Raw genomic sequence first — 26,280 nt, forward strand, 5'->3', positions numbered from 1 at the left:
AATTAACGCGTAGCACTAAAGTGTAAATGCGCCACTGCCGAAAACATAAAAAAAGGTAAAGCTTACCTTTCACGTGCTTTCATCCATGCTTCTGGTGCAAGTCTGACTGGTACTATCAAGGACTCCTATGCGCAACAACCAACCTGTTTCTCAGCGTGAATATGTGTATGACGATCATGCCACACTGATGACAACGACCGATCTCAACAGCTATATCACCTATGCCAATGATGCATTCGTTGAAGCCAGTGGCTTTTCATCTGATGAGGTCAAAGGGCAGCCGCACAATATGGTGCGTCACCCGGATATGCCACCCGAAGCTTTTGCCGATATGTGGGCGACGTTAAAACAGGGCGAACCCTGGACAGCGCTGGTGAAAAACCGCCGTAAAAACGGGGATCACTACTGGGTGCGGGCGAACGCGATTCCGGTGGTGCGCAACGGTCAGGTGCAGGGTTATATGTCGGTGCGGACGAAGCCATCCGCCCAGGACGTGAAAGCCAGTGAAGCGCTCTACCGTGATTTTCGTGAAGGTCGCGCGCAAGGCCGCCGCTTTCACAAAGGATTAATTGTCCGCAGCGGCTGGCGTCGCCTTGGCTCGATCTTAAAAACGCTGCCACTGCGCTGGCGCATCCGTACGGCGCTGCTGGCTTTACTGCCGCTGTCCGTCGCAGGCGTCTGGGCGCTGGGAATGGCACCGCTGGCGCTGAGCGGATTTGCGGGCGGCATGGCCGTTCTGTTGCTGCTTGCCAGCCTGTGGCTGGAGCAGCAAATTTCCCGTCCTGTTGAGCGCATGTGCAAACAGGCACTGCGCGTGGCCACCGGGGCCAGTCACCAGGTGGAGCAGATGGACCGCATTGACGAGGTGGGGCTGACGTTGCGCGCCATTGGACAGCTAGGGCTGATGTTCCGCTGGCTGGTGGACGATGTGAGTGGCCAGGCGATTAACGTGCTGAGCGCCAGTGACGCCATCGCCCGCAGTAACAATGAACTGAGCCGCCGGACCGAACAGGCCGCAGCGAACGTGCAGCAAACGGCCGCGACCATGAACGAAATGACCGCCACCGTGAAGAGTAATACGCAAACGGCCCAGGAGGTGAATTCGCTCTCCGTCAATACCAGCGATGCGGCAAGCAAAGGTGGCGAGGTGATGAAAGAGATGATGAGTATGATGGCGGATATCGCCGACAGCTCAGAACGCATTGCCAGCATCACCAGCGTAATCGACAGCATCGCGTTCCAGACCAATATTCTGGCGCTGAACGCCGCCGTTGAGGCGGCACGCGCGGGTGAGCAGGGTAAAGGCTTCGCCGTTGTGGCTGGCGAAGTACGCAGCCTTGCACAGCGCAGCGCAAAAGCCGCCAGCGAGATTAAAGCGCTGGTGGAAACCAGCGCCAGCCGGGTCAGTTCAGGCAACGAGCACGCCGGTGCTGCGGGACATACCATGCAGGATATTGTGCAACAGGTGCAGAACGTCACTTCGCTCGTTGCCCAAATCAGCGCGGCCACGGCGGAACAGGCGACCGCGCTCAGTGAAGTCAGCACGGCGGTAGAAGATCTGGACGATATTACCCATCAAAACGCCGCCCGCGTTCAGGAAAGCGCAGAAGCGTCGGGCCGTATGACCCATCAGGCTAACCGTCTGGTGGAAGCGATCAGCGTGTTCCGCTAAGTTTCGACCGGCCTGCCACCGGATGGTGTTGTGCCATTCGGCGTGATCACGCTCTTCGCGCGCGCAGGGTGCGAACCGTGATCATGCCGTCTGGTACGGCATGATCGCTAAGAGGCTTTCCCGTCCTAATCGTCTCTTCTGCTGCCCAATTGCATACCCTCAGCCAACATCCCATCACGGCCTGGCTCGTCTCAGAGCATCACGGCGTAACGCCTGTCTTTGCCGTCTTGTGACATAACAGCATAGCGCTGGGCGAAAGTCGTCAGGCGCACAGGTAGTCATTAATACTGCCTGCTATGCAAGGTGTAGTCATTTAACCTTTCGTGTTTAAACAGCGCTAAACGTGCTTTTCATTTTCAGTTTTATTGAATGATATGAGCAAAACCCTCTGCTTTTTCTTGTGCGATATTCGTCCTATTATGCTTTCACACAAGGCATGTAGCCTTATATAAACGAAAAAGACCGAGGAATTGACCATGAAAACTATCAAAACTTTTGCTGCTTTAATCGCCCTGACTATTCTGCCTGCTGCGGCTTTTGCACAAACTGTGACGGCGACCGGCTCAACACTGGACAGCGCAGAAGCGAAAATTGCTGCTCAGGCGCAGGATGCTGGTGCTTCCTATAAGATCACCGAAGCGAACACCAACAACGGTGTGCACATGACGGCTGAGCTGTATAAATAAGCCTTGAACGTCTGTGCTGACAGGACGCCTGATGGCGTCCTGGCTCCGTTTTTAGCGCAACAGAACCTGTCACTTTACCGCCTCTACTCCGCTTTCCGGCATCATTCTGCCCCATCGGGCCTGTCTCTTTGACCAACAGATCGTTCGCTTAACCGTTCAGCCTTTGCCAGAAAAGCCCCTTGTATGCGCGCCATCATCCCTCAATGCTGCGCGTACCGGCGATAACCCGGGCGCGGATGTCGTCCTGAACGGACAACACCGCGGCATCATGCGCAATGAATGGCAGGAGAAGGAAAAGGAAAGTGGGGGAGACAATGCGGAATCGACCGCGGGTCGCCTGCGGCAACTACCCCAGGCGACCAGAAAGGTTATGACACCTCTTCAGAAGCGTCGTGCATCATTTCATCGTGCGGCACATCGTCCAGAATCTGTTCAAAACTGCGCAGACGTTTATAGATCGACATTAACTCGACCAGGGTGGACCACGAGGTAATGAGGTACTGGAACGATCCCCGAACCTGGTCAAACACGTTGGTGATCTGGTTCAGCAGGCCCAGCGTAATGGCACCGGCCACAATAGACGGGAACAACAGGAACAGCCCGAACACGTTATCCACCTGCAGATAAAGGATGCGGCTGATATTGAAGTAAAGATAGTGAAAATAGAGACGGAAATAGTTAATCCGCACATTGTGGAACAGCACTTTTACGGTCGGCGGCGTGGCGCGATCGGCGTGATCTTCGCCGTAAACCAGCTCTTTACGATAAGCCGCTTCAACGCGCTGGTTACGGAACTCCAGGCCGGGAAGCTTAATGCCCACCAGCGCCAGCAGCGCCGTACCAAAGAGTGACCACAACACCGCCGCGATCACCAGCGCATAGGGGATGCTGCCCAGAATCGGGATACTTTTTACATGATGTGAAAGCGCCACCAGAACGGGTAAAAACGCCACCAGGGTCATAATGGCCTGAATGAAACTCACGCCCCAGCCTTCCAGCGTGGTAGCAAAGCGCATGGTATCTTCCTGCACACGCTGTGCCGCGCCTTCAACGTGGCGCAGGCGCTGCCAGTGATGCATATAGTAATTATTCATCGCAGTGCGCCAGCGGAATACCCAGTGGCTGATGAAAAAAGCATTCATCACGCCAATGACCACCGCAATCAACGCGATACCCAGGAAGGCGATGACCTGAGCATAAAATTCGGCAATCTGTACCGAACCGGCTTTCGTCAGCGCTTTTTGAATTAAATCGTAGAACGGGCCATACCAGGCATTGACGGCCACGCCAACCTGGACGCCAAACCAGGTCACAAAAATAATCAGCGCGGAGCCCCAGACCGACCAGCGCTGCCAGGGATGGTTATCAATGATGCGCCACGCAAGAGCGAACAGGGCAACCATCAGCCAGTAATAGCCATAGAACCATAACTCACCCGGCGCAATAAAGCGCATCACCGTCGTGGGCAGGGGCTGCCTGATGGCGGCCTGAAACGCAGGCCAGAAATGGGCCGGTAAATCGCTGGCAAAGCCAAACCAGGCAAAAATCGCCAGTAAACTCCAGATGGCCGCCGAACTCAAAAACGGCCCAGGTCGTGGAAAGAAAGACTTAAACATAGGTACTCCGCTGTTGTGTAATCGCTTTTATAACGTCTTAACGGCCATCTGTCTGTAGCCTGTTGTTTCTGAACATGACATTGACAACTTATATGTTAATGAAATTGTGCTTTTTTGTTTCCTTAAACTAAGTATTTGTCGGTAATGGTGTTACACTTAGCGCCACTGTTACCGGTAACAGCTTGTTGTACCCGAAATCCGCAAATAAAAACCACTACAACGCGCATTCACTTCTCTTTTTCGTACCGCAGTTGATGCGGTGATGAGGCAATGTCATGTCAGACCAGAAAAAGGGTCATTCACGCAGGGATTTTTTGCTGAAGACCATCACCCTGGCGCCCGCAGTGGCGGTAGGCAGCAGCGCATTGGGTGCCTTTTCTGCACCCGCTCAGGCACAGGCCGCAACGCCTGCCGAAAGCCAGGTCGCCCGAGACTATCAACCCAGTTGGTTTACTGCCGAGGAATTTGCGTTTATCAACGCTGCCGTGGCGCGGCTGATCCCCGCCGATGAACGCGGTCCGGGCGCGCTGGAAGCGGGCGTGCCGGAGTTTATCGATCGCCAGATGAATACGCCTTATGCCACCGGGGCCAACTGGTATATGCAGGGCCCCTTTAACCCGGATCTCCCCAAAGAAATGGGCTATCAGCTGCCGCTGGTACCGCAGCAGATTTACCGTCTCGGCCTTGCCGATGCCGACCAGTATAGCCGGCAGCAGTACGGTAAGGTCTTTGCCCAACTGAACGCTGAACAGCAGGATGCGGCGCTTCAGGTGATGGAGAGCGGCAAGGCCCATTTCAGCCAGCTCCCCGCCAACGTGTTTTTCTCTTATCTCCTGCAAAACACCCGTGAAGGCTTCTTTAGCGATCCGATCCACGGTGGCAATCAGGGCATGGTGGGCTGGAAGCTCATCAACTTCCCTGGCGCCCGCGCCGATTTTATGGACTGGGTAGAGCGCGGTGAACGGTATCCGTTCCCGTCAGTGTCGATTCGTGGAGAGAGAAGCTGAGCATGGCAAATGAATTAAAGAAAGTGGATGCCGTGATTGTCGGCTTTGGCTGGGCAGGGGCCATTATGGCCAAAGAGCTGACCGAGGCCGGTCTGAATGTGCTGGCACTGGAACGCGGTCCGCATCGTGATACCTATCCCGATGGATCCTATCCACAGTCGATTGATGAACTGACCTATAACATCCGGAAAAAGCTGTTCCAGGATCTGTCCAAAAGCACCGTCACTATCCGTCATGATGCGTCACAGACTGCCGTGCCGTATCGGCAGTTAGCGGCTTTCCTGCCGGGGACGGGCACCGGTGGTGCAGGACTGCACTGGTCAGGTGTACATTTTCGGGTCGATCCGGTTGAGCTAAAACTTCGCAGCCACTATGAGGCGCGCTACGGTAAAAAGTTTATTCCTGAAGGGATGACCATTCAGGATTTCGGCGTGGACTACCAGGAGCTGGAGCCATTTTTTGATAAAGCAGAAAAAGTGTTTGGCACCTCCGGTAGTGCCTGGAGTATTCAGGGTAAGGTTGTCGGCAAAGACAAAGGCGGTAACCCGTTTGCGCCCGATCGCTCTGACAACTTTCCGTTGCCCGCGCAAAAGCGCACCTGGTCAGCACAGCTGTTTGCCCAGGCCGCCGAGTCAGTAGGCTATCATCCTTACGATCTGCCCTCGGCGAATACCTCAGGTCCTTATACCAACACCTATGGCGCGCAGATGGGACCGTGCAACTTCTGCGGCTACTGCAGCGGTTACGCCTGCTATATGTATTCCAAGGCCTCACCCAATGTGAATATCCTGCCTGCGCTGCGTCAGGAGCCAAAGTTTGAGCTGCGCAATAATGCTTATGTGCTGCGCGTCAACCTCACGGACGATAAGAAACGCGCTACCGGCGTCACCTATGTAGACGCGCAGGGGCGTGAACATGTGCAACCGGCAGATCTGGTCATCCTGTCAGCCTTCCAGTTCCACAATGTCCACTTAATGCTGCTGTCCGGCATTGGCCAGCCTTACAACCCGATCACTAACGAAGGCACGGTCGGACGCAACTTTGCCTACCAGAATCTGTCGACGCTGAAAGCGCTGTTCGACAAAAACACCACCACCAACCCGTTTATTGGGGCAGGCGGTGCCGGTGTCGGCGTGGATGATTTCAACGCCGATAACTTTGACCACGGGCCGCACGGTTTTGTCGGTGGCTCGCCATTCTGGGTCAATCAGGCGGGCACCAAACCCATCTCGGGTCTGCCCACCCCGCCGGGAACACCTAACTGGGGTAGCCAGTGGAAGGCCGCCGTTGCCGATACGTACACGCACCACCTTTCTATGGATGCCCATGGTGCGCACCAGTCTTACCGCGTGAACTATCTGGATCTGGACCCGAATTATAAAGACGCCTACGGTCAGCCACTGCTGCGTATGACGTTTGACTGGCAGGAAAATGACATCAAGATGGCGCAGTTTATGGTGGGGAAAATGCATAAAATCGCCGAAGCCATGAACCCGAAAATGATCATTGGCGGGGCTAAAAAACCCGGCACACATTTCGACACCACCGTCTACCAGACCACCCACATCAGCGGCGGGGCGATTATGGGTGAGGATCCTAAAACCAGCGCGGTTAACCGCTATCTGCAAAGCTGGGATGTGCCTAACGTCTTTGTGCCTGGCGCATCGGCGTTTCCTCAGGGACTCGGCTATAACCCCACCGGTATGGTGGCGGCATTGACTTACTGGTCAGCGAAAGCGATTCGCGAGCAGTATCTGAAAAACCCAGGCCCTCTGGTGCAGGCATAAGGATGATGGCGATGAAAAACGGCATTTTAGCCCTGATTCTGGGCGGTATTTCCTTTGTTGCCCTGGCCGATGAGAGCACTAGCGAACTGATAAAACGCGGCGAGTATCTGGCCCGCGCGGGCGACTGTGTCGCCTGCCACAGCAGTGAAGGCGGCAAGCCCTTCGCAGGTGGCTTGCCGATGGCCACGCCGATTGGCACGATCTACTCAACGAACATCACGCCGGATCAATCGACCGGGATTGGTGATTACAGCTACGATGACTTTCAGAAAGCCGTGCGGCACGGTATTGCGAAAAATGGCGATACGCTCTATCCCGCCATGCCTTATCCCTCTTATGCGGTGGTCAGCGATGAGGACATGAAGGCGCTGTATGCCTACTTCATGCATGACGTCGCCCCTGTCAGTCAGGCCAACAAAGCGAGCGATATCCCCTGGCCTCTGTCGATGCGCTGGCCGCTGGCGATCTGGCGCAACCTGTTCGCACCGGATGTAAAAGCGTTCCAGCCTGCCGCGCAGGAGGACCCGACGCTGGCGCGAGGCCGTTATCTGGTAGAAGGGCTGGGTCACTGCGGTGCCTGCCATACGCCGCGTAGCGTGACCATGCAGGAGAAAGCGTTAACCAACGCCGACAGTAACGATTATCTGGCGGGCAGCAGTGCGCCGATTGATGGCTGGACCGCCAGCAACCTGCGCGGGGACAACCGTGACGGCCTGGGCCGCTGGAGTGAGGATGACCTGCGCCAGTTCCTGCGCTATGGCCGTAACGATCACACCTCAGCCTTTGGCGGCATGGTGGATGTGGTTGATCACAGCCTGCAGCACCTGACGGATGACGACATCACGGCGATTGCCCGTTACCTGAAGTCGCTGGGTGCGAAAGATCCGCATCAGGTGGCTTTTAGCGTGGATGACGCGACCGCGAAGGCCTTATGGAAAGGCGATGACAGCCAGACAGGCGCTGCGGCCTATGTCGACAGCTGTGCGGCCTGCCATAAAACGGACGGCAGCGGTTATACACGCTTTTATCCCGCGCTGCGCGGCAACCCGGTGGTGATGGCGGACGATCCGACCTCGCTGATTCACATTGTGCTGGTCGGAGGCGAGCTGCGTGGGGTGAAGGGCGCGCCGTCAACGATTACCATGCCTGCCTTTGGCTGGCGTCTGAACGATCAACAGGTCGCAGACGTGGTGAACTTCATCCGTCACAGCTGGGGCAATAACGTACCGGGAACGGTCACCGCGAAGCAGGTGGCTGACCTGCGCAAGGATGTGAAAGATCGTCAGGGCAGTGCAGATATCAAGGTGTTAGAAGGCAAGTAACACGTTAGGTTGCAGCCTTCCCCCACCGGGGGAAGGCTGCACGATCAAATATTTTCCAGCGTCACACCGCGCGTCTTAGGACCAAAAACGCCCACCGACAGCATCACCATCAGCATGCTCAATACAATAAAGGCGATGACGCCATGCGTACCGGTGTGCTGCAAAATCACGCCGATCAGAAGACTGCTAAAGGCGGTCGATAACCGACTAAAGGAGTAGCAAAAACCTACTGCTCGGGCGCGGATAGCGGTCGGGAAAATCTCGGTCTGGTAAGCATGATAACTGCAGGTCAGCCAGGCATTAGAGAAGGTGATCAAAAATCCGCATATCACCAGCAACACCGGGTTCGTCTGCAGGGCAAACAGCGTACCAAACACCACTGTCATCAGCGAAGAAAGGACGATTTGCCATTTATTCTCAAGCTGGCTGGTAAAGCTGCCACAAATCAACGAGCCGATGGGATAGGCCAGCGTGATAAAAAAGGCATACAGCAGGCTATGGGTAATGGACGTACCCTGCCCGGACAGCAGCGCAGGCAGCCAGTTACCAAAGCCGTAGAAGCCAATCGCCTGGAAGAAGTTCATTATCACCAGCATCAGGGTGCGGTTACGGTAGCGCGGAGCCCAGATGTCGCGGAAGCGGCTTTTCGTGTCAGAGGCTGCCGCAGGCTGTGAGTGCGTCAGGTGTTGGCCGGGCACGATGCCGCAGCGTTTTTCCATGGCCGACATCACGGCATGGGCGTCTTCATGCCGTCCCTGCTGGGCCAGCCAGCGGGCGGATTCCGGCAGGTTTTTACGCACCAGCCAGATAATCAGCGAGCAGACAGCGCCCGCGATGACCACCCAACGCCAGCCCTCCAGGCCCAGAATATGTTGCGGCATCAGCCACCATGACATGAGCGCCACTGTTGGCACCGATAAAAACTGAATAAAAAAGGAGAAGGCAAACGCCCGGTTACGCAGATGCGTGGGCATCCATTCGCTCAGGTAGGTGTCGATGGTTACCAGCTCCACGCCCAACCCAATACCGACCAAAAAGCGACACAGAATCACCATCTCTGCGCTGTGCTGAAACGCCATCAGTAACGAGAAAAATCCGTACCAGGCTAACGCACAGATAAAGGTCAGCCGACGGCCAAACCGATCGGCAAAAGGCGTAAGCAAACTGGCCCCCACAAATAAGCCCAGAAAGGTCGCCGACGCAAATGCGGCCTGATCGGTAATGCCCAGAATACCGGCGCTGCCCGCATGGAAAATGCCGGCGGCCAGTAACCCTGTGCTGATATAGCCGGTTTCAAACAGATCGTAGAGTTCAAAAAAGCCGCCTAACGCCAGTAGCGAGATGAATCGCCACAAACCGCCAGAAGAGGGCAGCGCGTCAATGCGCCCGGCTAAGCTGGTATGGGCAGTCGACGAGGCAGACGTCGGTGCCATCCCTGAAGTCAAGGCTGGTGTCATTTAGGGTAAACCTCATGTAAGGATGATGGCCATTCTCACTACAGGCAATAATCGCTTTGAAACAGGTGCCCGTTCGCGAGCAGGAAGCAGCAGAATAATCAATTCTCTGATTCTTGCCGATAGGAATAGTGGTGAATTTTTAACAGGGCAGAGTCCAGTTATGGCTGGATCGGATGGGCAGTCAGCGTTCAGACGCGGTGCAGAGAGAAATAAGGTCAAGTCAGATGCGATAACAGCCTGTCAGGTGTCGATACCACCTGACAGACTTCCCTGCCCGCCCCGCTTTTTTTCCGGGGCGGGCAGGCAATTAAGCGTCAGCCAGACGGAACGCCGACACGGAATGCGTCAGGTACTGCGCCTGCTCCTCCAGCGACGCGGCCGCGGCGGCCGATTCCTGCACCAGTGCGGCGTTTTGCTGGGTCACGCTGTCCATTTCGGTCACCGCCTTTTCAATCTGGCTAATACCATGATGCTGCTCATTGGAGGCCGTCGAAATGTGATCCATCAGAACGTTGACCCGACCGACCGAGGCAATAATCGCATTCATCGCTTCACCGGTCTGGCTGACCTGATCGGAGCCGACCCGGATTGTCGCCACCGATTCTGCAATCAGTCCTTCAATTTCTTTTGCCGCCACCGCACTGCGCTGGGCCAGATTGCGTACTTCGCCCGCTACCACGGCAAATCCGCGACCTTGCTCACCGGCTCGCGCGGCTTCAACGGCCGCGTTCAACGCCAGAATATTGGTCTGGAACGCTATGCCGTTAATGACGTTGGTGATGTCTTCGATTTTTTTCGAACTCTCGTTAATTTTTGACATGGAAACGATGACCTGCTGGGACACGTGTTCGCCGCTCTCCGCATTCTTCACGGCTTCGCTGGCCAGACGGCAGGCTTCAAAGACATTGTCCGTATTCTGTTTCACGGTCGCGCCCAGCTGCTCCATACTGGCGGCCGTTTCGGTCAGGGCTGCGGCCTGCTGTTCCGTGCGCGAGGCCAGGTCAACGTTGCCGCTGGCAATTTCCTGCGAGGCGAAAGAGACCGCCTGGGTTGCCTGGCGGACGCGGGTAATAATGCCGGTCAGCGCGGTACGCATGCTTTCCATAGAGGTCATTAACTGCTGAATCTCGCTCTTTGAACCGGTGTTGACCGGCACCGGTTTGTCCAGAATTCCTGCGGCAATCTGGCTGCAGTGGGCTTTGGCGTGATCAAGCGGCGATAAAATATAGCGTCTGACAAAGACCAGTATGGCCACGATAATGGCAAGAAACAGCACACCAAATACGACTAACAACAGGATCCCAGAGGAAAAGTTGCTCTGGGCATCCGTATTGAGCTTCTTCGCAAAGGCTTCATGTTGTGCCAGCACCTTGTCCAGGACAATTTCATACTGGCGATCCAGGCGCACGACGTTTGCGATCTGGTTTTTAAAGCGCTGCTGGTCCCCGGCCTCGGCCGCTGCGATTAAAGGCTGAATGCCCTGATCGCGGTAGGCCAGGTAAGCCTGACGATAGCGTTCTGCTTCCGCTTCTTCTCCCGGAATACGTGGCGCGTTCAGATAAGCCTGGAAAGCGGCATCGGCTTTAGCGGCAACGCTTTTTACGCTGTCCAGTGAAGCGGCGCCCTGCGGGCCACCATTCTCCGTCTCTTTCATGTACTCCATCAGACGGACGCGTAAGGTACGACTGTGGTTGATGGGGTCAATCACCGACAGCACCACACGAATTTCTTTATTCACGGCATTAAGTGACGCGTTGCTGCGGGCCAGTAACCAGATGCTGACGGAAATACTGATAAGAAAAAGAATTAACAGAAAAGACAACACCAACAGTGATGATTTTTTTAACGACATAACACAGTCCTGAACAGGGGGGATTATGGACAGATATATCGGCATCCTGGGGCTAAATATTTAGCTGGAACGCACCGAAATAAGCACAGAATTAAGTGCATAAAACATAAGCGAAATAATGAACCAACTGATTCACTATTATCAGGTTGACGTTTCGCTTGCCGCTTCGGTTATTTCATGCTTTAACGCCGGCGGTATGGTTTTCAGGTCCAGTAATAGGTTGAGTCAACGAGGAAGTGCAAAGCAGGAAAGTGCGGTTGTCAGCATTTGTCTGAACAGTTCATTTATTATTTATTTTAAGTCATTGTAATTTAAGGGTTAATTATAATCCTTGCAGTAGTAAATAAAGGTGACTATTGCCTGTGAGATAATATGGTTATTAACACGTAAAACATTATTAGCGTACCAGGCATTGATTTAATTGAAAAAAAACGGGGGCGACGTCTCAGGCGATTGGGTAAATCCTCTGAAAGGAGATTCTTTGCGCCGTTATGAATCCTCTTCTCTGCGCTGTCGTCTACACTTATTACTTCTTTATAAGGAAGTTTCTACTCACCTGTATCGAGGTAATAATGCAAGTATGTCCTTATTTGTTTCTCTATGGTCGCTGTGAAGAGGCGATGGAATTCTATTTGCAGGCAACAGGTGGACAGCTGCTGCAAAAAATGACGTTTGGTGATATGCCGGAGCAGGGTGAACAGATTGGCGACCAGTCTGCACCCCCGTTGCCACCTGAAAAAATTATGCATGCGCATCTGCGTATCGGGCAGGGCGAACTGATGATGAGTGACGGCAATCCTGACCAGCCACCGGCGTCAGAGCACGCAGGCTATGCCGTCAGTCTGGCGACCACGGATTCAGAACAGGGTAAAGCCTGGTTTGAAAAGCTGTCGGCAGGCGGGAAAGTGACCACACCGTGGCAAAAAACTTTCTGGTCTGATGGCTTCGCCATGTTTATTGATAAATTCAATATTCCGTGGCGCATTAACGTTGTTAAATCAGACGAGTAATTTGTCGGTGATGCCGTTCAACGGCGTTGGATGGCGCATACAACGGCGGCCTTCCCAGGGGGAAGGCCGCCGTCAATTACCGTGCCTGTCTTGCAACAAACTGATCAGAAGTTATAGCCAGCCACCAGATAGTAACCCCAGCCCGTTGATTTAATTTCAGACGCGCTGCTGCCAAAACCTAACTCCTGACCGTCTCCCCACTGACCGCCGTTATGGAAGTAACGCGCCACAGCAGAGAAGTGCCAGTGCTCGTAGCCCAGTGACAGGATATGACTGGAGGCAATGGAATTACTGGTACGGATCGGCCCGGTCTTATCACGCAAATCTGAGCCCCAGTCGAAGTTGGTAAAGCCCACATAGCCCAGGTTACCACCCCACAGTGTGGTGATTGGCACGAAATACTTCACCTTAAAGCGATAGCCGTCCCAGCTGTCTTCGTTCGCAGCACCGTAGTTTTCCCACTGGTACTTGGCATAGACGTTCAGTGACAGACCGATATCGCTGTGCGTATCGATGTCGGTGCCCAGGCCCATGTACCAGGTGTTCTGGCGGTTTGCGCTGTTACGGCCCATATCGTAGATATAGTTGTTGGCAAAATACCACTCTTTAAACGGACCGAAAGCCAGGCTGGTGCCGGTCAGTTTATCAATAGAGAAACGCGGTTCGATTTCCATGAACAGCGGTGAACCGTGGTCGAAAATACCGTTGGCGTTGTTGTTACCTACGCCAAAGAAGTTTGGCAGGTCAACGTAGCCGTAAAAATCAAACCAGTCTTTTTTGGCGAACGCTTCGTATTCCAGATAGACATCGTTATTGAACTGGGGCCCGAAGCGGGTGTGGTAACTGCCCACCACGTTGACGCTCTGATGCCACCAGTCGGAAAGGTACTGGGGATCGTTTTCTGCAGCCTGCACTGCACCGTTCAGGGAGCCTGCCAGCAGGGCACCTGCAACTAACGTTTTAAATTTCATTATATTTGACCACTGGTTTTCATACGCAAGACAATCGTTTGCGTGCTGTTTGGAAATCAATCCCAAAAGTTGGGCAGTAATGTACTCAGGCCGCCTGTTTTAGTTAGCGTAGCGTGCCTGTAACAGAGAGATAGAAAATAGCTTTTGATCACATTTGTCAAAATGTGTTGCATAACAATTCATCATAATTGTGACGATTGTCACAATATAGGGTTGTGGCGAACGGAACCAGGCAACCGTTTACGTTGTCGGGTTCCGAATCGATCGGCAGGAATCAGGGAAAGGTGACGCGCACCTGAAAACCGCAGCGCAGGCCTTGTGCGTCCCGACAGTTGGCAAGGGCAACGTCGATATGGTGTTTCTGGGCGACGCTGCGCACGATAGACAGACCTAAACCGCTGCCCTGCGCTTTAACGTCGGGTGAACGGGCAAAGCGATCGAATGCGCGTTCAAGAAAGGATTCCGGTACACCCGGACCGTTATCAACGATGTCGACAACGGTTTGTCCCGCCACTCGATGCAGCAGCACATCGACCATGCTGCCTTCAGGCGTATGTAACATCGCGTTGCCAATCAGATTATCAAACAGGCTGCGAAGTTCGGAACGCCCGGCCTGCAGTCGATAGTGCGTGGTGCCGCTAAAGCCAATGTCGATACCGCGTTTATCCGCCACAACCATGAGCTGTTCAATACTCTCTTTCAGCACATCTTCCAGATCGATATTTTCGAGGTGCGCGACGACTGACTGATCTTCCCAGCGCGACATATTCAGCAGTTGAGTGACCAGATGGCGCGTGCGGGTCACACCTGATTCCAGTTGAGCGAACTGACGGCTGGCCTCGCCGGGTTGAATGTGCTGACGCAGATTTTCCAGTTGCAGCGTGACGGCGGTGACTGGCGTCCGCAGTTCATGAGCGGCATCTTCCATAAACTGACGTTGTGAAGACCAGGCGGCACGCAGTTTATCCAGTAAGGAGTTGTAGGCCTCAACCAGGGGCTGAATTTCGTCGGGCAGCCGTTCCGGCGATACGCTGTGGGGATGGTGCGCATCCTGGGCGGCGATTTCTCGCGAGGCAACGCGCAAATCCCGGGTGATCTTGCGCACGACCAGCCAGATGACCAGCAGCGACAGCGGCATCATCAAAATCAGCGGAATAATCGCCGATAGCGCCCGTCGCACCATCATCTCTTTCATGTAGCTCAGGTTCAGCATGACCTGAATAGTTTTAATCTCACTGCCTGGCTGACCGGAACGGGTGTAAATACGCCATTCACAGTCGCGGCAGTCACCTATCTGCACGTCTTTGTAGCCATTTTCCGGCTGTAAGGGCGCATGCAGCTCTGGCCATGAGCTGGATCGTAACCGGCCCTGCGCATCCCACAGCTGAATGACAAAGGCACTTTTGATCTTATGCGCAGGCGCAATCACCGGCATCAACGGGGGGATTTCACGGTTAACGGACCACGCATCGGCCAGCTTGGCGAGCTGTTCGTCCTTAATGACGCCAACCATTTCGCCGTAGCAGTTAAAAAAATACCAGGCGACACCGCCAATCATCAGTAAATGAATCAACAGCAGGGTACTGAGTAATTTATTTCGTAATGAACGCATAAAGATTTTCATATTGCCGGTACTCGCCAGCCCAGCCCACGCACGTTGCGAATCACATCATTATCCAGCTTGCGCCGCATCCCGTGGATAAGAACGTCCACGGCATTGCTGCTGACTTCTTCGCCCCAGCCGTAGATACGGTTTTCCAGCTGTTCACGTGACAGAATGGCACCGGGCCGCTCCAGCAGAGCATAAAGCAGGGCATATTCCCGGGCGGTGAGCTGTTCACGCTGCCCTTTGTACAGGACTTCGCGGGTCAACATATCCAGTTGAACATCGCCGCTGCCCAGCACCGAATCGGCAGAACCATGGTGGCGTCGGGTGATCGCGCGCATACGGGCCATGACTTCCTGCAGATCAAAGGGTTTGAGCAAATAGTCATCTGCCCCGTAATCCAGGCCCTGCACCCGCTGAGCGACCGTGTCGCGTGCGGTCAGAATTAATACCGGTGTGGCATCACCGCGCCCACGTGCGCGTCTGAGCACCTGCAACCCGTCGTCGCGAGGCAGACCGAGGTCAAGCAGCACGCAACTGTAACCGCCTTCGCTCCAGGCATTGTGCGCATACACGCCATCGCGTACCCAGTCGACAGACCAGCCCGCGGCTTCCAGCGCCTGCTGTAAATTGGCACCGATCATTTCATCATCTTCAACCAGCAACACGCGCATGGATGACGTCCCCCAGAAAAATGACCCCAGTGTAGCGCTGGATTATTAGCGCAGAATTATTGCTGTTACCAGCCTCAGCACTCTTACCGCACTGGCCGGGAAGGCGACAAAACCTGGCGTCGGTGCAGGCATGGAGCGCTTTGCTAATTCTGCGCTAATTTTCCGCTAATTAAGGGATAAATTTAGCGCGCTAAAGTGTGTTCCTGCACATCTGCTTTAACCAGGAGAACACCATGAATCAGCGCGAGTTTATTCGTAGTTTGCTGGAATGGATAGAAAGCAATTTAGGACACGATCTGCATCTGGACGAAGTCGCCCGCCGGGCGGGCTATTCCCGTTGGCACTTACAGCGTTTGTTTCGCCAGCACACCGGTTTCTCACTTGCCGAATACATCCGCCAGCGCCGCCTGACCGAATCGGCCCTGACGCTGCTCAACAGCAATGAAGCGATCCTGCAGGTGGCGATGAACTACGGCTTTGATACGCAACAGGCCTACACGCGCACCTTTAAAAACTATTTTATGATGACGCCCGGCCAGTTACGACGCCAGCGCCGTGTTGAACCGGATCGCTTGTTGTTTCCTCTCGCCATGGCCAGTTAGTCTCTGTATGGACATTGCCATCCTGATCGCTTGTGGCAATGTCCATACATCGCCCGCGCGATGTTCTGCCTCCTTTCCGCCGTGATGTTGTCAGCTTTCCTGACGTTCCTTTATGCTTAACGCCTGATACATGGCGCGCCTGCCATGTTGCACCCGGCGGCAGCATGCCGCGATGTCCGCAGGAAGCCCATGAATAACAGCGATAACCTCATCGCCATGATGGTGTTTGCACGCGTGGTTGAATTAAAAAGCTTCACAGAAGCCGCGCGCGTACTCGGCGTGTCAAAATCCCACATCAGTCGGGAGATCGCCGGACTGGAACAACGGTTGGGGATCCGTTTACTGCAGCGCACCACCCGCAGGATGACCCTGACCGAATTAGGCCAGGCTTACTATCCCTACTGCGTGCGCATGCTGGATGAAATGCAGCGGGCAGAGGCGTTTGTTCAGGAGACGCATCAACATCCCGTTGGACATGTGCGCCTGCAGGCTCCCGTTACCTTCGGCTGTCAGTGCATCGTTCCCATCCTCAATCGCTTTCTGCGCGGTCATCTGCACATCAACGTCGACCTCAGTCTGACGGATAACAACGACGAGACGATGGACGAAGGCGTGGATGTCGCGGTTATCATCCGCGCTCATGCGCCACGTCAGGGCAATTTCCGGGTACTGAACGATATCCACTGGGGGCTGTATGCCGCCCCGGCTTATCTGGCGCAGCATCCTGCTATCTCGCATCCTCGCCTGTTACCGCGCCATGATTTATTGATGTTCCACGGCCCGGCACATACGGCTGCGCTGCCTTTTCGCCGTGATAAACAGCGCCTGGCGGTGGATGTCCGCAGCCGCTTTCGCGCTAACAACAGTATGGCTTTGCTGAATGCCGCGCTGGCAGGCACGGGTATTGCCTATTTGCCTGCGTACATGGTGCAGGAAGCCTTGGCGCAGGGCACGATTGTGCAGGTGCTGTCAGAGTGGCAGATGGATCGCTTGCAGAGTTACCTGCTGGTGCATCAGGACAGTCTGGCGGTTTCCGCGGTCAATCTGCTCTGTGATGTGCTTATCAGCCAGCTCAGTGGTCGCTGATTGTTGCAATACAGCAACAAACTATGCCAGCAGACAAATATCCCGCCCTCACTGTTGTTGTCTCGTGACCATTGGTAGCCTGAGTCCCTGAACATAAGGGGGATATCGCATGGCAACCGCGTCGGAAGCACCTGACTCTGAACACTGGCAACGCAACTTGTGGGTTTGCGTATTCGGCTCCTTTACCACACTGGTAGCGATGACGCTTCTGCTGCCGTTTTTGCCGTTGTATGTGCAGCAGCTTGGCGTCAACGCGCCTGCTGTAATTGCGCGCTGGTCGGGCATCGCCTATGGTGCCACCTTCTTCAGTGCGGCCTTAACCGCGCCGCTGTGGGGGAAACTGGCCGATCGCTACGGACGTAAGCTGATGCTCATCCGCGCCAGTCTGGGTATGGCAGTAGCCATGGCGCTGACGGGCATGGCGACGGCGGCCTGGCAACTGGTGGCGCTGCGTTTACTGGCGGGATTACTGGGCGGTTATGCCTCCGGTTCGACCATTTTGATTGCGGCACAAACGCCCAAAGCGCACACCGGATGGGCTCTGGGTGTGCTGGCATCCGGCATGATGGCCGGTAACATTGTTGGTCCGCTGCTGGGTGGCGTCCTGCCGCCGCTGATAGGGATCAGAGCGACCTTCTGGCTGATGGGGGCGATCATCTTTGTGGCCTTTCTGGCGACGACCTTTTTACTGAAAGCGCGGCCGCCGGTGCGAAAAACCGACCAGGAGCTGTCTCAGCCGGTTGACGACCCGTCGCCGCACAAGCTTGTTAACGTCAGGCTGATGTGGCTCTCAGGCATGCTGCTGATTTTTGCCAACATGTCGATTGAGCCGATCATTACCCTGTATATCGGCCAGTTTTTACATGAGCAGCATGCCATAACGCTGATGTCGGGTGTGGTCATGGCGGCAGCCGCGCTGGGCAGCATTCTTTCCGCGCCTTATGCCGGCAGGCTGGCCGACCGTATCGGCCACTGGCGCGTACTGAGTGGCGGATTGCTGAGCTGTGCGCTGTTACTCATTCCGCAGGCGTTTATTACCGACGCCTGGCAACTTCTGCCTCTGCGCTTTTTGATGGGGCTGGCGCTGGGCGGATTGATGCCCTGTATTACCGCCATTATTCGTCACACTGTTCCGGCCACGCAGGTGGGGCGGATGCTGGGCTATTCCACCTCGGCGCAGTATATCGGGCAGGTAACGGGGCCGGTGTTCGGCGGGTTTATTGGCGGCGCATGGGGCATGCGGCCCGTCTTTCTGGCGACCAGCCTCGTGGTGGGCGTGTGCGCCTGGCTAAACTGGCGGCAGGGCAGAAAGGGCGGAAGGTCGGCATAAAAAAGGCGGACCGGAGTCCGCCTTGTTTTTACAGGTTCAGGTTATTTCTGGTCCGGCAGTGCATAGGCAATGACATAATCGCCCAGTTTGGTACCAAATGAACCATGACCACCGGCAGCAATCACGACGTACTGCTTACCGTTAACTTCATAAGTCATTGGTGTCGCCTGACCGCCTGCGGGCAGACGCGCCTGCCACAGCAGCTCACCGGTATCGGTGCTGTAAGCACGCAGGTAGTTATCGGCCGTTGCGCCAATAAAGAACACTTTACCGGCTGTGGCGACCGGGCCACCCAGCATTGGCATACCCATTTTGAATGGCAGCGGCACTGGCGCACTGTCACGAACGGTACCAATACGTTGCTTCCAGACGACCTTATTGGTTTTCAGGTCAACCGCCGATACATAACCCCATGCAGGCTGTTTACAGGGCAGACCAAACGGTGACAGGAACGGATTCAGTTCCACGCCATACGGCACGCCGTACTGCGGCTGAATACCGGTTTCGGTACCCGAACCGCCTGTTGCGCCGGCTGGTGGCTCTTCCGGGTTACCCGGTCCGCGCGGAATCAGCTTGGACACAAACGGCAGTGCCATTGGGTTGGCAATCGCAATCTGACGATGCGGATCGACCGAAATCCCGCCCCACTCAAACATGCCCAGGTTACCCGGGAACACCAGCGTACCTTGCTCAGAAGGCGGGGTGAACGGACCTTCATAGCGCAGGCGTTTGAAGATCACGCGGCACACCAGTTGGTCGTACATCGTGGCGCCCCACATGTCCTTGTCCGTCAGATTCTGTTTTGGACGGAAGGTCAGTTCAGAGTAAGGCTGAGTCGGAGAGACGTGGTCGCCTTTTGCGGCACCCTGCGGAACCGGGGTTTCGGGGGCCGGTACAACGGTTTTACCGGTACGGCGGTCCAGGACGAAAATGTTCCCGGTTTTCGCTGGCGCATAAATCACCGGCACGGTGTTACCGTCTTTATCGGTAATATCGGCCAGCGTCGGCTGCGACGGCAGATCCATGTCCCACAGATCGTGATGCACGGTCTGATAAGACCACACCAGCTTACCGGTGGTGGCATTCAGGGCCAGGACGCTGCTCGCATAACGCTCCTGCTCTGGGGTGCGGTTACCGCCCCAGATATCAGGCGTTGTCACGCCCATAGGCAGATAAACGATATCCAGTTTCGGATCGTAGACCGCAGGTGCCCAGGAGTTCGGCGAGTTCATGGTGAACGTGTGTTCATCCGCCGGAATCGCGTTGGGATCTTTCGCACCCGGATCAAATACCCACAGCAGTTTGCCGGTATTAACGTCAAAACCACGGATAACGCCGGATGGCTCACGGGTTGAGAAGTTATCGGTCACCGCACCCGCCATCACGATGGTGGTGTCGGTAATCACTGGCGGAGAGGTCGGCTCATACATGCCAGGCGTAGTGACCGGCTGTTTGTGCTGAAGATCCAGCTCACCGTTATTACCAAAGGCCGGGCAACGTTCACCGGTTTCCGCATCCAGTGCAAACAGGCGACCATCGTTCACAGGCAGGTAGATACGACGCGAGCACAGCGCAGGCTGCGTATTCGCGGCATCTTTAGCTGCCGGGAACTCGTGGTAGGACACACCACGGCAGGTAACATGCTGGAAGGTTGGGTCAGTTTTCAAAACGGGATCAAATTTCCATTTCTGCTTACCCGTTGCCGCATCCAGGGCGAACAAAATCTGGTGAGGTGAGCAGAGATACAGCGTGTCGCGGATTTTAATCGGCGTCACTTCATCGGTGATTTCACCGGGATCGCTCGGCTTTTTCATATCGCCGGTCTGGAACTGCCAGGCAACCTGCAGCTCTTTCACGTTATCGTGATTGATCTGCTTCAGCGGTGAATAGCGTGTACCTTGCTGATCGCGTGCATAAGCTGGCCAGTCAGCATCGGCAACATTGCTCAACGGCTGAGCCTGTGTCGCCGTATCTGCTGTGGCAGGCACGGCGCCGTTAACAACCTGCGGATCGTTAAAGACGGCATAGGCTAATACGACTGCACTGGCCACCAGGGCAACCGCCATGGCACTCAATGGGCCTTTGCCTGGGCGATAAAAGACCCGGTAAACAAAAGGCAACACCAGCCAGACGCCAAAAATGACCAGGACATCGGTGCGAGGTGCCAGCGCCCAGAAGTCAGTACCGACTTCCCAAACGCCCCATGCCAGGGTCGCCAGCAGCAGTAATGCATAGACCAGCAGCGCAGCACTGTTTCGACGCCAGAGCAGAAAAGCGGTAAGCAGCATAGCTGCACCACCAATGATGTAGTACCAGGAACCACCAATCGTGGCTAACCAGATACCACCAATTAACATGAACGCACCCGTTAGCACGGCGAACAGCACCGTTAAAAAACGGACCACGCTAAAGGATGAGGAGTTTTTCCCCATAATGTTGACCTCGTTTCGTTGCCATAAAACACAAGAAAACAATCAGATAGATTGTTTTCAGTCATAAAGTACAAAAGTTAAAGGCATTCTTAATTAGGCTCTTCCGTTAAGCTCGATGATCCAGATGTGTTAAATGTTATAGCAAAATTGGTATGAGTTTTGATTTTTTTGGCTTAAAACTCTTAACAACGCACCTAAGGCAACACTTTAGAAGGGGTTAATGGTTCATCTCGATATGATCCATTACTAATCGAACGCAGGAAAGGTTAAAGCGTAAAAGGAATGAGATCGCCCGATAAACGCTGTAATTGCCAGCCGCTGATGTTCACGGCTGCGAGTTGTTCTGCGCTTAACGTTGGATCATAACCGCGGACGAATATCTCGGCGCCTTTTTCCCTTAACGATTCAATTAAGAAAGGAAAACTAAATTTCCGATAGTTGTCATTAAAGAAGGTTTCACTCAGGACAATTGCGGAAAAGGGAAAAGATTCGACTAAATGCCACTCTGCGCCAGGCGGTGCGAAATCAAAAAGCCAGAAAGCATAGGTGTTAATTAATTCCAGTAATCTTTCCCGGTAAAGCAAAAGACTGTGATAATTAATACCAATACGCACCCGTGAATCCTGCAAAGGTAAATAACGCGCAGGCTGATTCATCCATTCCTTTAACTGGCGATCGCACAGCGGAATAATCATTAATGCTGCTTCAGTTGCAAGGTGATTGTGTAATGAAATAATGTTGTCGTCATTAAGTATCATTTTCTCAGGACGTGCAAAGTCCGCATTGGGAAGATGATAGCAAATACCGGCCACCTGGCTCGTGACGTGATGAATAGGCTCAGTAATATAAGGGTTATATAAGCTATTTTTCATTATCTCTTCGAAACGTTTTTTATGTTTGCTGTGCGTTATATTTTTTCATTAACAAAGTGAAGTACGGCAATGAATATACGCTATTCTGTTGGCAAACACATTATCTCACTCTTCTTATTAGGCATTCATTTAACTTTATATGACATCTAATTATAACGTTGAATGGTTTTTCCAGACGTGATTACTGCACGCATGTTAATTTAGCAACACGCGATAACTTTACGAAATCGGGAAAGTCCGCAGTTAAGATTCACAGAATAAACTGTCGTGTTTTTGCCTGACTTACCGCTTCGGTTATGGCTTTATTTTCTCCTGGCTAAAGTTAGCAGCAGAGTTATCGGTTTTTTTATCGTTCGCACGTAATTATGATTGTGATAATCGTGACAGAAAACGCGACCAGATTGCTAAATAGCGGGACGAATTGAGGGGCGTACGAAACGGTATGGCACGCCGGACAGGGCGGGTACAGGCATTGTCCTCAACGCCCGAAGAAACCGGGCTGTGGCTGACTGGTCCCTGACGCCGCAAGGCGCGTGCAGCGCCGAATGGCCTGCTTACAGGAGCCACTCTGAATGTGGCTCCTGTAAGCAGGCAGCCACACTGGCGCGCCTCAGCGTGAACCTGATGAAGGCGTCGCAGGTGCGGAGCGTCGTTCACGCACAGGCTGTCAGCAACCTTTCGTGTCGGCGGGCAGGCTGGTAAGAAACGGTACGTTTCCCTTTGCCCTAAAAAAAACCGGCCCAGAGGGCCGGTTTGAGTGAGGTACCAGTCAGTGATGCTAGCGATCAACCTGATGCTCTCGGGGGAGAAAAGATCAGGAGGGAACTAAGGCGTTCCCGTTTTTCCCAGGTTGGCGTCAAAATTTTCCCAGCTTTCGGTCAGATCGATGACGCTGCGGGTTTTGCGCGCTTCGTCAATCTTAATGGCCGTCAGGCCCGCTTCCAGTGCATCGATCACAGAAACTTTAAGCGGCGTGCCCTGCTTAATATGTTTCACGATCTCTTCAGCCATCAAGGCATCGGCCCCGTAGTGGCCATCGTAGGCATTACCGTTATAGATGGTTTCAACCTCTTTTTCGCCGGTACGTGCGTTGTGCACGCGGAAATAGTTACGGACAAAATCGCCCTCGGCCATGCCGTCAGTCCCGATCACGCAGAAGCGACGGAACTCGTCCGGGACATTCAGGTTGGCGTGAAAGGCGAGCGTCGCGCCACTGGCATATTCAATCAGGGCCGTCTGGTAATCGACGATGTCCGCATCGCTGTCAAAGACCGCGTCGGTACTCGCCCAGCCACTCGGTTTAGTATGGTAAATCTCAGACTGCGCATTCACTGCGCCCTGCGGCGCATGTTGCGGTGTAAAGGATTTGCGTCCACCAAAGCTGGCAACCCGCACAGGACGTTCCTGCATTAATCCCTGATAGAGATCGATGTCGTGACAGCATTTTTCCAGAATATAGGGGCCGGCATATTTTTCCAGCCTGCGCCAGTCGCGCTGAAAGAACGCGCCATGGTAAGGCTTAATATGCTCAGTGGCTTCAATTGAGGTAATTTCACCCAGTCGACGATCGTCCCGTGCGGCCAACAGATCGTGGTACAGCGGTGAATAACGCAGCACCAGCCCAACCAGGATTCGGTCTTCACCGTACTGGCGCACCAGTCTTGCCATCGCCATCGTCTGTTCTTCATTGATCACGACAGGCTTTTCCGTAAATACGGTATAACCTGCTGCCAGCGCCTGCGTGACATGCTCAAGATGCATAAAGTTTGGCGAGCCCACCAGCAACAAATCAAAGCCGCCGTGCTGCAGCAGCGCGTCAATGGAGTCAAACGCCTTGCCGGGATCGATACCAAAACTGTGCAGATTCGGCAGCCCGGCAGGTGCGGGATCGCAATAGCCTACCAGCGAAAATGCGGGATCGGCTTTGTGAAACTCTTTAACCACGTGAGAAAGACGAAAGCCGAGACCAATAATGCCTACTTTCATGGGAAACCCCTGATCCTGAGTTCTGACAACGGTAATCACGCCGCTGACCGGACGTTATGGTTGAGATGCTGCCCACCAACTTATTACGATGGAAAAAGTAATGTCAATAACGGGTTGTGTGATTTGCGTACGTATTTTTTGTTATTTAACTGATTTTAAATAAAAAATAGTTATTGTTTTTTCCCTATATTTATTTGTTATTGCGATTTAAGTTTTTTTCACCTATCGTTCGCAGATTACAGAATCGAGATGAGTTAAGGCGGGAGGAAGCGCGTGCAATCACACTATCTCCTTGGTATTGATGGCGGCGGCACCCAGTGTCGCGCACGGTTAACCGACAGCGAGGGCACGCTCCTGGCCCAGGTTGTGGGCGGTCCCGCTAACGTCTGGTCCCAGTTCGATGCCGCACTGAACAGCGTTGAACAATTAATCGCGGCGGTGCTGTCTCAGGCCGGTCTGGCCCCCGAGGCGCTGTCTCACACGTCGCTGGTAGCCGGTTTAGCGGGGGCCAATGTGGCCTCCGTTCAGGCACGTCTGGCACAATGGCAGCCCGACTGCGCGGCCCTGCAGGTCGTCAGTGATGTGGAAATCGCCTGCGCCGGTGCGCATGCGGCGGCACCGGGCGCGGTCTTTATTACCGGCACCGGGAGCCAGGGCGCGGCATGGGATGGCGAACGCTTTACGCTGCTGGGCGGCTGGGGATTTGCGCTTTCCGACCAGGGATCGGGCGCTGAGCTTGGTCGACGGGCACTGCGACTGGCGCTGCTGGCGCATGAAGCCATTGTTGAACGTACCGCATTGATGCACAGCCTGATGGCGCGTTTTGATCACAGCCCGGAATCCATGCTGCTGTGGACGCGCGATGCCATGCCGGCCGACTGGGCGCGCGTGGTGCCCGAGGTTTTCGCCGCAGCACATGCAGACGATCCTCATGCTACCGTCTTACTGCGGCAAACCGCTCACGATATTGGTTTGATGGTGAATCGTCTTTCCGCCATCAGTCAGGGGCAGGTTGCGTTAATGGGCGGGCTGGCAACCCCGATTTTGCCCTGGCTGGCAAGTGATGTGCAGGCTCGCCTGGTCGCTGCGCAATACGATGCGCTGGACGGCGCATTAATGATGGCACGATCAAATCTGAGGACTTTATGATCGCTCCCAACGTCACCGCGCGCATTCTGCGACTGATTGTGGAACATGCGCCCATCAGTCAGTCTGACCTGAAGGTTCGCAGTGGACTCAGTATGTCGACCGTTTCTCAGGCGACCAACCGCCTGCTCGCCCAGGGAATTGTGCAGGAGCTTGGCCTGCGGCGGGTGTCAATGGGGCGGCCTAAAACTTTGCTGGGGCTGAATCCCGATCGCGCCAGCGTCATCGGAATCCAGCTGAATGCCGAACGTAACCTGATCGTCATGACGGATCTCAGCGGCAATTTGCTGGGGGAACAGCAGATGCCTGCGGGCGCGATCACGCCGCGTCAGTTAGGCGACGCGCTGGCCAGGTTTTTACGCGGTGTTGAAGAAAAACACGTCGGCGCGATTGGCCTGGCCCTGTCCGGCTTAGTCGATGCCGAAAACGGCTACTGCATTCGGTCTAAAGTTCTCGACTGGGAAAATGTCCCCATTGCGCAGCTACTGGAAACGCGCTTTTCTCTGCCGGTCTTTATCGAAAACGATGCCAACGCGATGGCGATGGCAACGATGGTCTTTGGGCAACTGGGTCATGCACAGTCTGCCGTTATCGCCACGTACGGCAAAGGCATCGGTGCGGGCATCATTCTCAACCGGCGACTGTACCGTGGACGGCACGGCAAAGCGGGCGAAATTGGCAATGGCCTGGTCGGTGATGGCTCGATGCGCCTGCTGGAGGATGTGGCCTCGTCCCGCGCCATTCTGCAACGTGTGGCGCAGGATGAGGAGGGCGGTCCGTTAACGCTGCAGGCGCTTGATCAGCGTCCGACGGCCGATGTGTTGGCGGCGCTGGAAGAGGCCGGTCGTGAGCTGGGAATTTCACTGGCAAACCTGTCGGTCGCCTACGATCCGGATATCGTTTATCTGGCTATGGAGCCGCATATGGCCTCGCGTATTCTTTTAGACCATATCACCCAAAGCTTTCAGGCCTATCGTCTGAAGCTTACGCCTCATATGACACCGCTGCAGTTTCTCACCGAATCCAACCGGATGTGGGCCCTGGGCGCGGCGGGTTTCGCCGTGAACATGCTGCTCGATCTGCTGGCTGCACAGGCAGACGAAGAACCGGTGACCTGACGAGGGGCACGCAGGCCGCTGGTATGATGATGCGGTCTGCACTGGTGA

General features: G+C 54.6%; 20 protein-coding genes. 11 read left to right on the top strand and 9 right to left on the bottom strand.

All coding sequences use genetic code 11. The features are described from left to right. Positions 1-127: 127 nt before the first annotated feature. Together C7434_RS11505 and C7434_RS11510 are read left to right on the top strand one after the other, a co-directional pair. A complete protein-coding gene (locus C7434_RS11505; RefSeq protein ID WP_133745486.1) occupies positions 128-1,672 on the top strand; it encodes a PAS domain-containing methyl-accepting chemotaxis protein in 1,545 nt (514 codons plus the stop codon). 476 nt (positions 1,673-2,148) lie between these two features. Further along, entirely contained in the window at positions 2,149-2,358 is a 210-nt protein-coding gene (locus C7434_RS11510) for a DUF1471 domain-containing protein (RefSeq protein WP_006121592.1), read from the top strand. Positions 2,359-2,726: 368 nt separating this feature from the next. Here the strand turns inward: C7434_RS11510 and sbmA are convergent, their stop codons facing one another. Continuing rightward, positions 2,727-3,974, bottom strand: a complete 1,248-nt coding sequence (gene sbmA / locus C7434_RS11515; RefSeq protein ID WP_133745487.1) for a peptide antibiotic transporter SbmA — start codon at positions 3,972-3,974, stop codon at positions 2,727-2,729. A 275-nt stretch (positions 3,975-4,249) separates the two neighbouring features. Between sbmA and C7434_RS11520 the strand changes: the two genes are divergently transcribed. From C7434_RS11520 to C7434_RS11530, 3 genes are read left to right on the top strand one after another with little or no spacing between them, the layout of a single operon-like run. Continuing rightward, complete coding sequence (locus tag C7434_RS11520) at positions 4,250-4,981, top strand: gluconate 2-dehydrogenase subunit 3 family protein (RefSeq protein ID WP_133745488.1); 732 nt, start codon at positions 4,250-4,252, stop codon at positions 4,979-4,981. Positions 4,982-4,983: 2 nt separating this feature from the next. Next, complete coding sequence (locus tag C7434_RS11525; RefSeq protein ID WP_006121596.1) at positions 4,984-6,768, top strand: GMC family oxidoreductase; 1,785 nt, start codon at positions 4,984-4,986, stop codon at positions 6,766-6,768. Positions 6,769-6,779: 11 nt separating this feature from the next. Further along, positions 6,780-8,090, top strand: a complete 1,311-nt coding sequence (locus C7434_RS11530) for a cytochrome c (protein ID WP_133745489.1) — start codon at positions 6,780-6,782, stop codon at positions 8,088-8,090. 44 nt (positions 8,091-8,134) lie between these two features. On the opposite strand, the gene C7434_RS11535 is transcribed toward C7434_RS11530, so the two are convergent. After that, positions 8,135-9,547, bottom strand: a complete 1,413-nt coding sequence (locus C7434_RS11535; RefSeq protein ID WP_205956236.1) for an MFS transporter — start codon at positions 9,545-9,547, stop codon at positions 8,135-8,137. A gap of 307 nt (positions 9,548-9,854) precedes the next feature. Beyond that, entirely contained in the window at positions 9,855-11,399 is a 1,545-nt protein-coding gene (locus tag C7434_RS11540) for a methyl-accepting chemotaxis protein (RefSeq protein ID WP_033739011.1), read from the bottom strand. A gap of 572 nt (positions 11,400-11,971) precedes the next feature. Here C7434_RS11540 and yjdN point away from each other — a divergent pair. Continuing rightward, positions 11,972-12,409, top strand: coding sequence for a VOC family metalloprotein YjdN (yjdN, locus tag C7434_RS11545; protein ID WP_033739013.1), 438 nt, complete (start codon positions 11,972-11,974; stop codon positions 12,407-12,409). A gap of 104 nt (positions 12,410-12,513) precedes the next feature. On the opposite strand, the gene C7434_RS11550 is transcribed toward yjdN, so the two are convergent. From C7434_RS11550 to C7434_RS11560, 3 genes are all read right to left on the bottom strand, one after another. Next, complete coding sequence (locus tag C7434_RS11550) at positions 12,514-13,380, bottom strand: nucleoside-specific channel-forming protein Tsx (protein WP_006121691.1); 867 nt, start codon at positions 13,378-13,380, stop codon at positions 12,514-12,516. Between the two features lie 274 nt (positions 13,381-13,654). Then, the gene (locus C7434_RS11555) at positions 13,655-15,004 is read right to left on the bottom strand and encodes an ATP-binding protein (RefSeq protein WP_006121690.1); all 1,350 of its coding nucleotides are present in this window, start codon (positions 15,002-15,004) and stop codon (positions 13,655-13,657) included. Beyond that, positions 15,001-15,660, bottom strand: a complete 660-nt coding sequence (locus C7434_RS11560; protein ID WP_033739018.1) for a response regulator — start codon at positions 15,658-15,660, stop codon at positions 15,001-15,003. Before C7434_RS11560 ends, C7434_RS11555 begins: the two co-directional genes overlap by 4 nt. Positions 15,661-15,893: 233 nt before the next feature. Between C7434_RS11560 and C7434_RS11565 the strand changes: the two genes are divergently transcribed. The 3 genes from C7434_RS11565 to C7434_RS11575 all read left to right on the top strand — a co-directional run bounded on the left by C7434_RS11565 (position 15,894) and on the right by C7434_RS11575 (position 18,678). Continuing rightward, positions 15,894-16,262, top strand: a complete 369-nt coding sequence (locus C7434_RS11565; protein WP_006121688.1) for a helix-turn-helix domain-containing protein — start codon at positions 15,894-15,896, stop codon at positions 16,260-16,262. A 189-nt stretch (positions 16,263-16,451) separates the two neighbouring features. Further along, complete coding sequence (locus C7434_RS11570) at positions 16,452-17,348, top strand: LysR family transcriptional regulator (protein ID WP_033739022.1); 897 nt, start codon at positions 16,452-16,454, stop codon at positions 17,346-17,348. A 109-nt stretch (positions 17,349-17,457) separates the two neighbouring features. Then, entirely contained in the window at positions 17,458-18,678 is a 1,221-nt protein-coding gene (locus C7434_RS11575) for an MFS transporter (protein ID WP_033739024.1), read from the top strand. 41 nt (positions 18,679-18,719) lie between these two features. Here the strand turns inward: C7434_RS11575 and C7434_RS11580 are convergent, their stop codons facing one another. The 3 genes from C7434_RS11580 to C7434_RS11590 form a co-directional block, all read right to left on the bottom strand. Then, a complete protein-coding gene (locus tag C7434_RS11580) occupies positions 18,720-21,110 on the bottom strand; it encodes a glucose/quinate/shikimate family membrane-bound PQQ-dependent dehydrogenase (protein WP_033739026.1) in 2,391 nt (796 codons plus the stop codon). A gap of 266 nt (positions 21,111-21,376) precedes the next feature. Further along, positions 21,377-21,982 (bottom strand): hypothetical protein, encoded by a 606-nt coding sequence (locus C7434_RS11585; protein ID WP_033739027.1) that lies wholly within the window; start codon positions 21,980-21,982, stop codon positions 21,377-21,379. A gap of 825 nt (positions 21,983-22,807) precedes the next feature. Continuing rightward, a complete protein-coding gene (locus tag C7434_RS11590; RefSeq protein ID WP_033739029.1) occupies positions 22,808-23,968 on the bottom strand; it encodes a Gfo/Idh/MocA family oxidoreductase in 1,161 nt (386 codons plus the stop codon). Positions 23,969-24,241: 273 nt separating this feature from the next. Here C7434_RS11590 and C7434_RS11595 point away from each other — a divergent pair, with 273 nt between their 5' ends. Together C7434_RS11595 and C7434_RS11600 are read left to right on the top strand one after the other, a co-directional pair. After that, positions 24,242-25,117: a BadF/BadG/BcrA/BcrD ATPase family protein gene (locus C7434_RS11595; RefSeq protein WP_033739031.1), complete on the top strand. Its 876-nt coding sequence runs from the start codon at positions 24,242-24,244 to the stop codon at positions 25,115-25,117. After that, a complete protein-coding gene (locus C7434_RS11600; RefSeq protein ID WP_033739033.1) occupies positions 25,114-26,232 on the top strand; it encodes an ROK family transcriptional regulator in 1,119 nt (372 codons plus the stop codon). Before C7434_RS11595 ends, C7434_RS11600 begins: the two co-directional genes overlap by 4 nt. The last annotated feature ends 48 nt before the right edge of the window (positions 26,233-26,280 follow it).

Origin of the sequence: Pantoea sp. PNA 14-12, from assembly GCF_004364735.1 — a bacterium.
In the GTDB taxonomy this organism is placed as follows: domain Bacteria; phylum Pseudomonadota; class Gammaproteobacteria; order Enterobacterales; family Enterobacteriaceae; genus Pantoea; species Pantoea stewartii.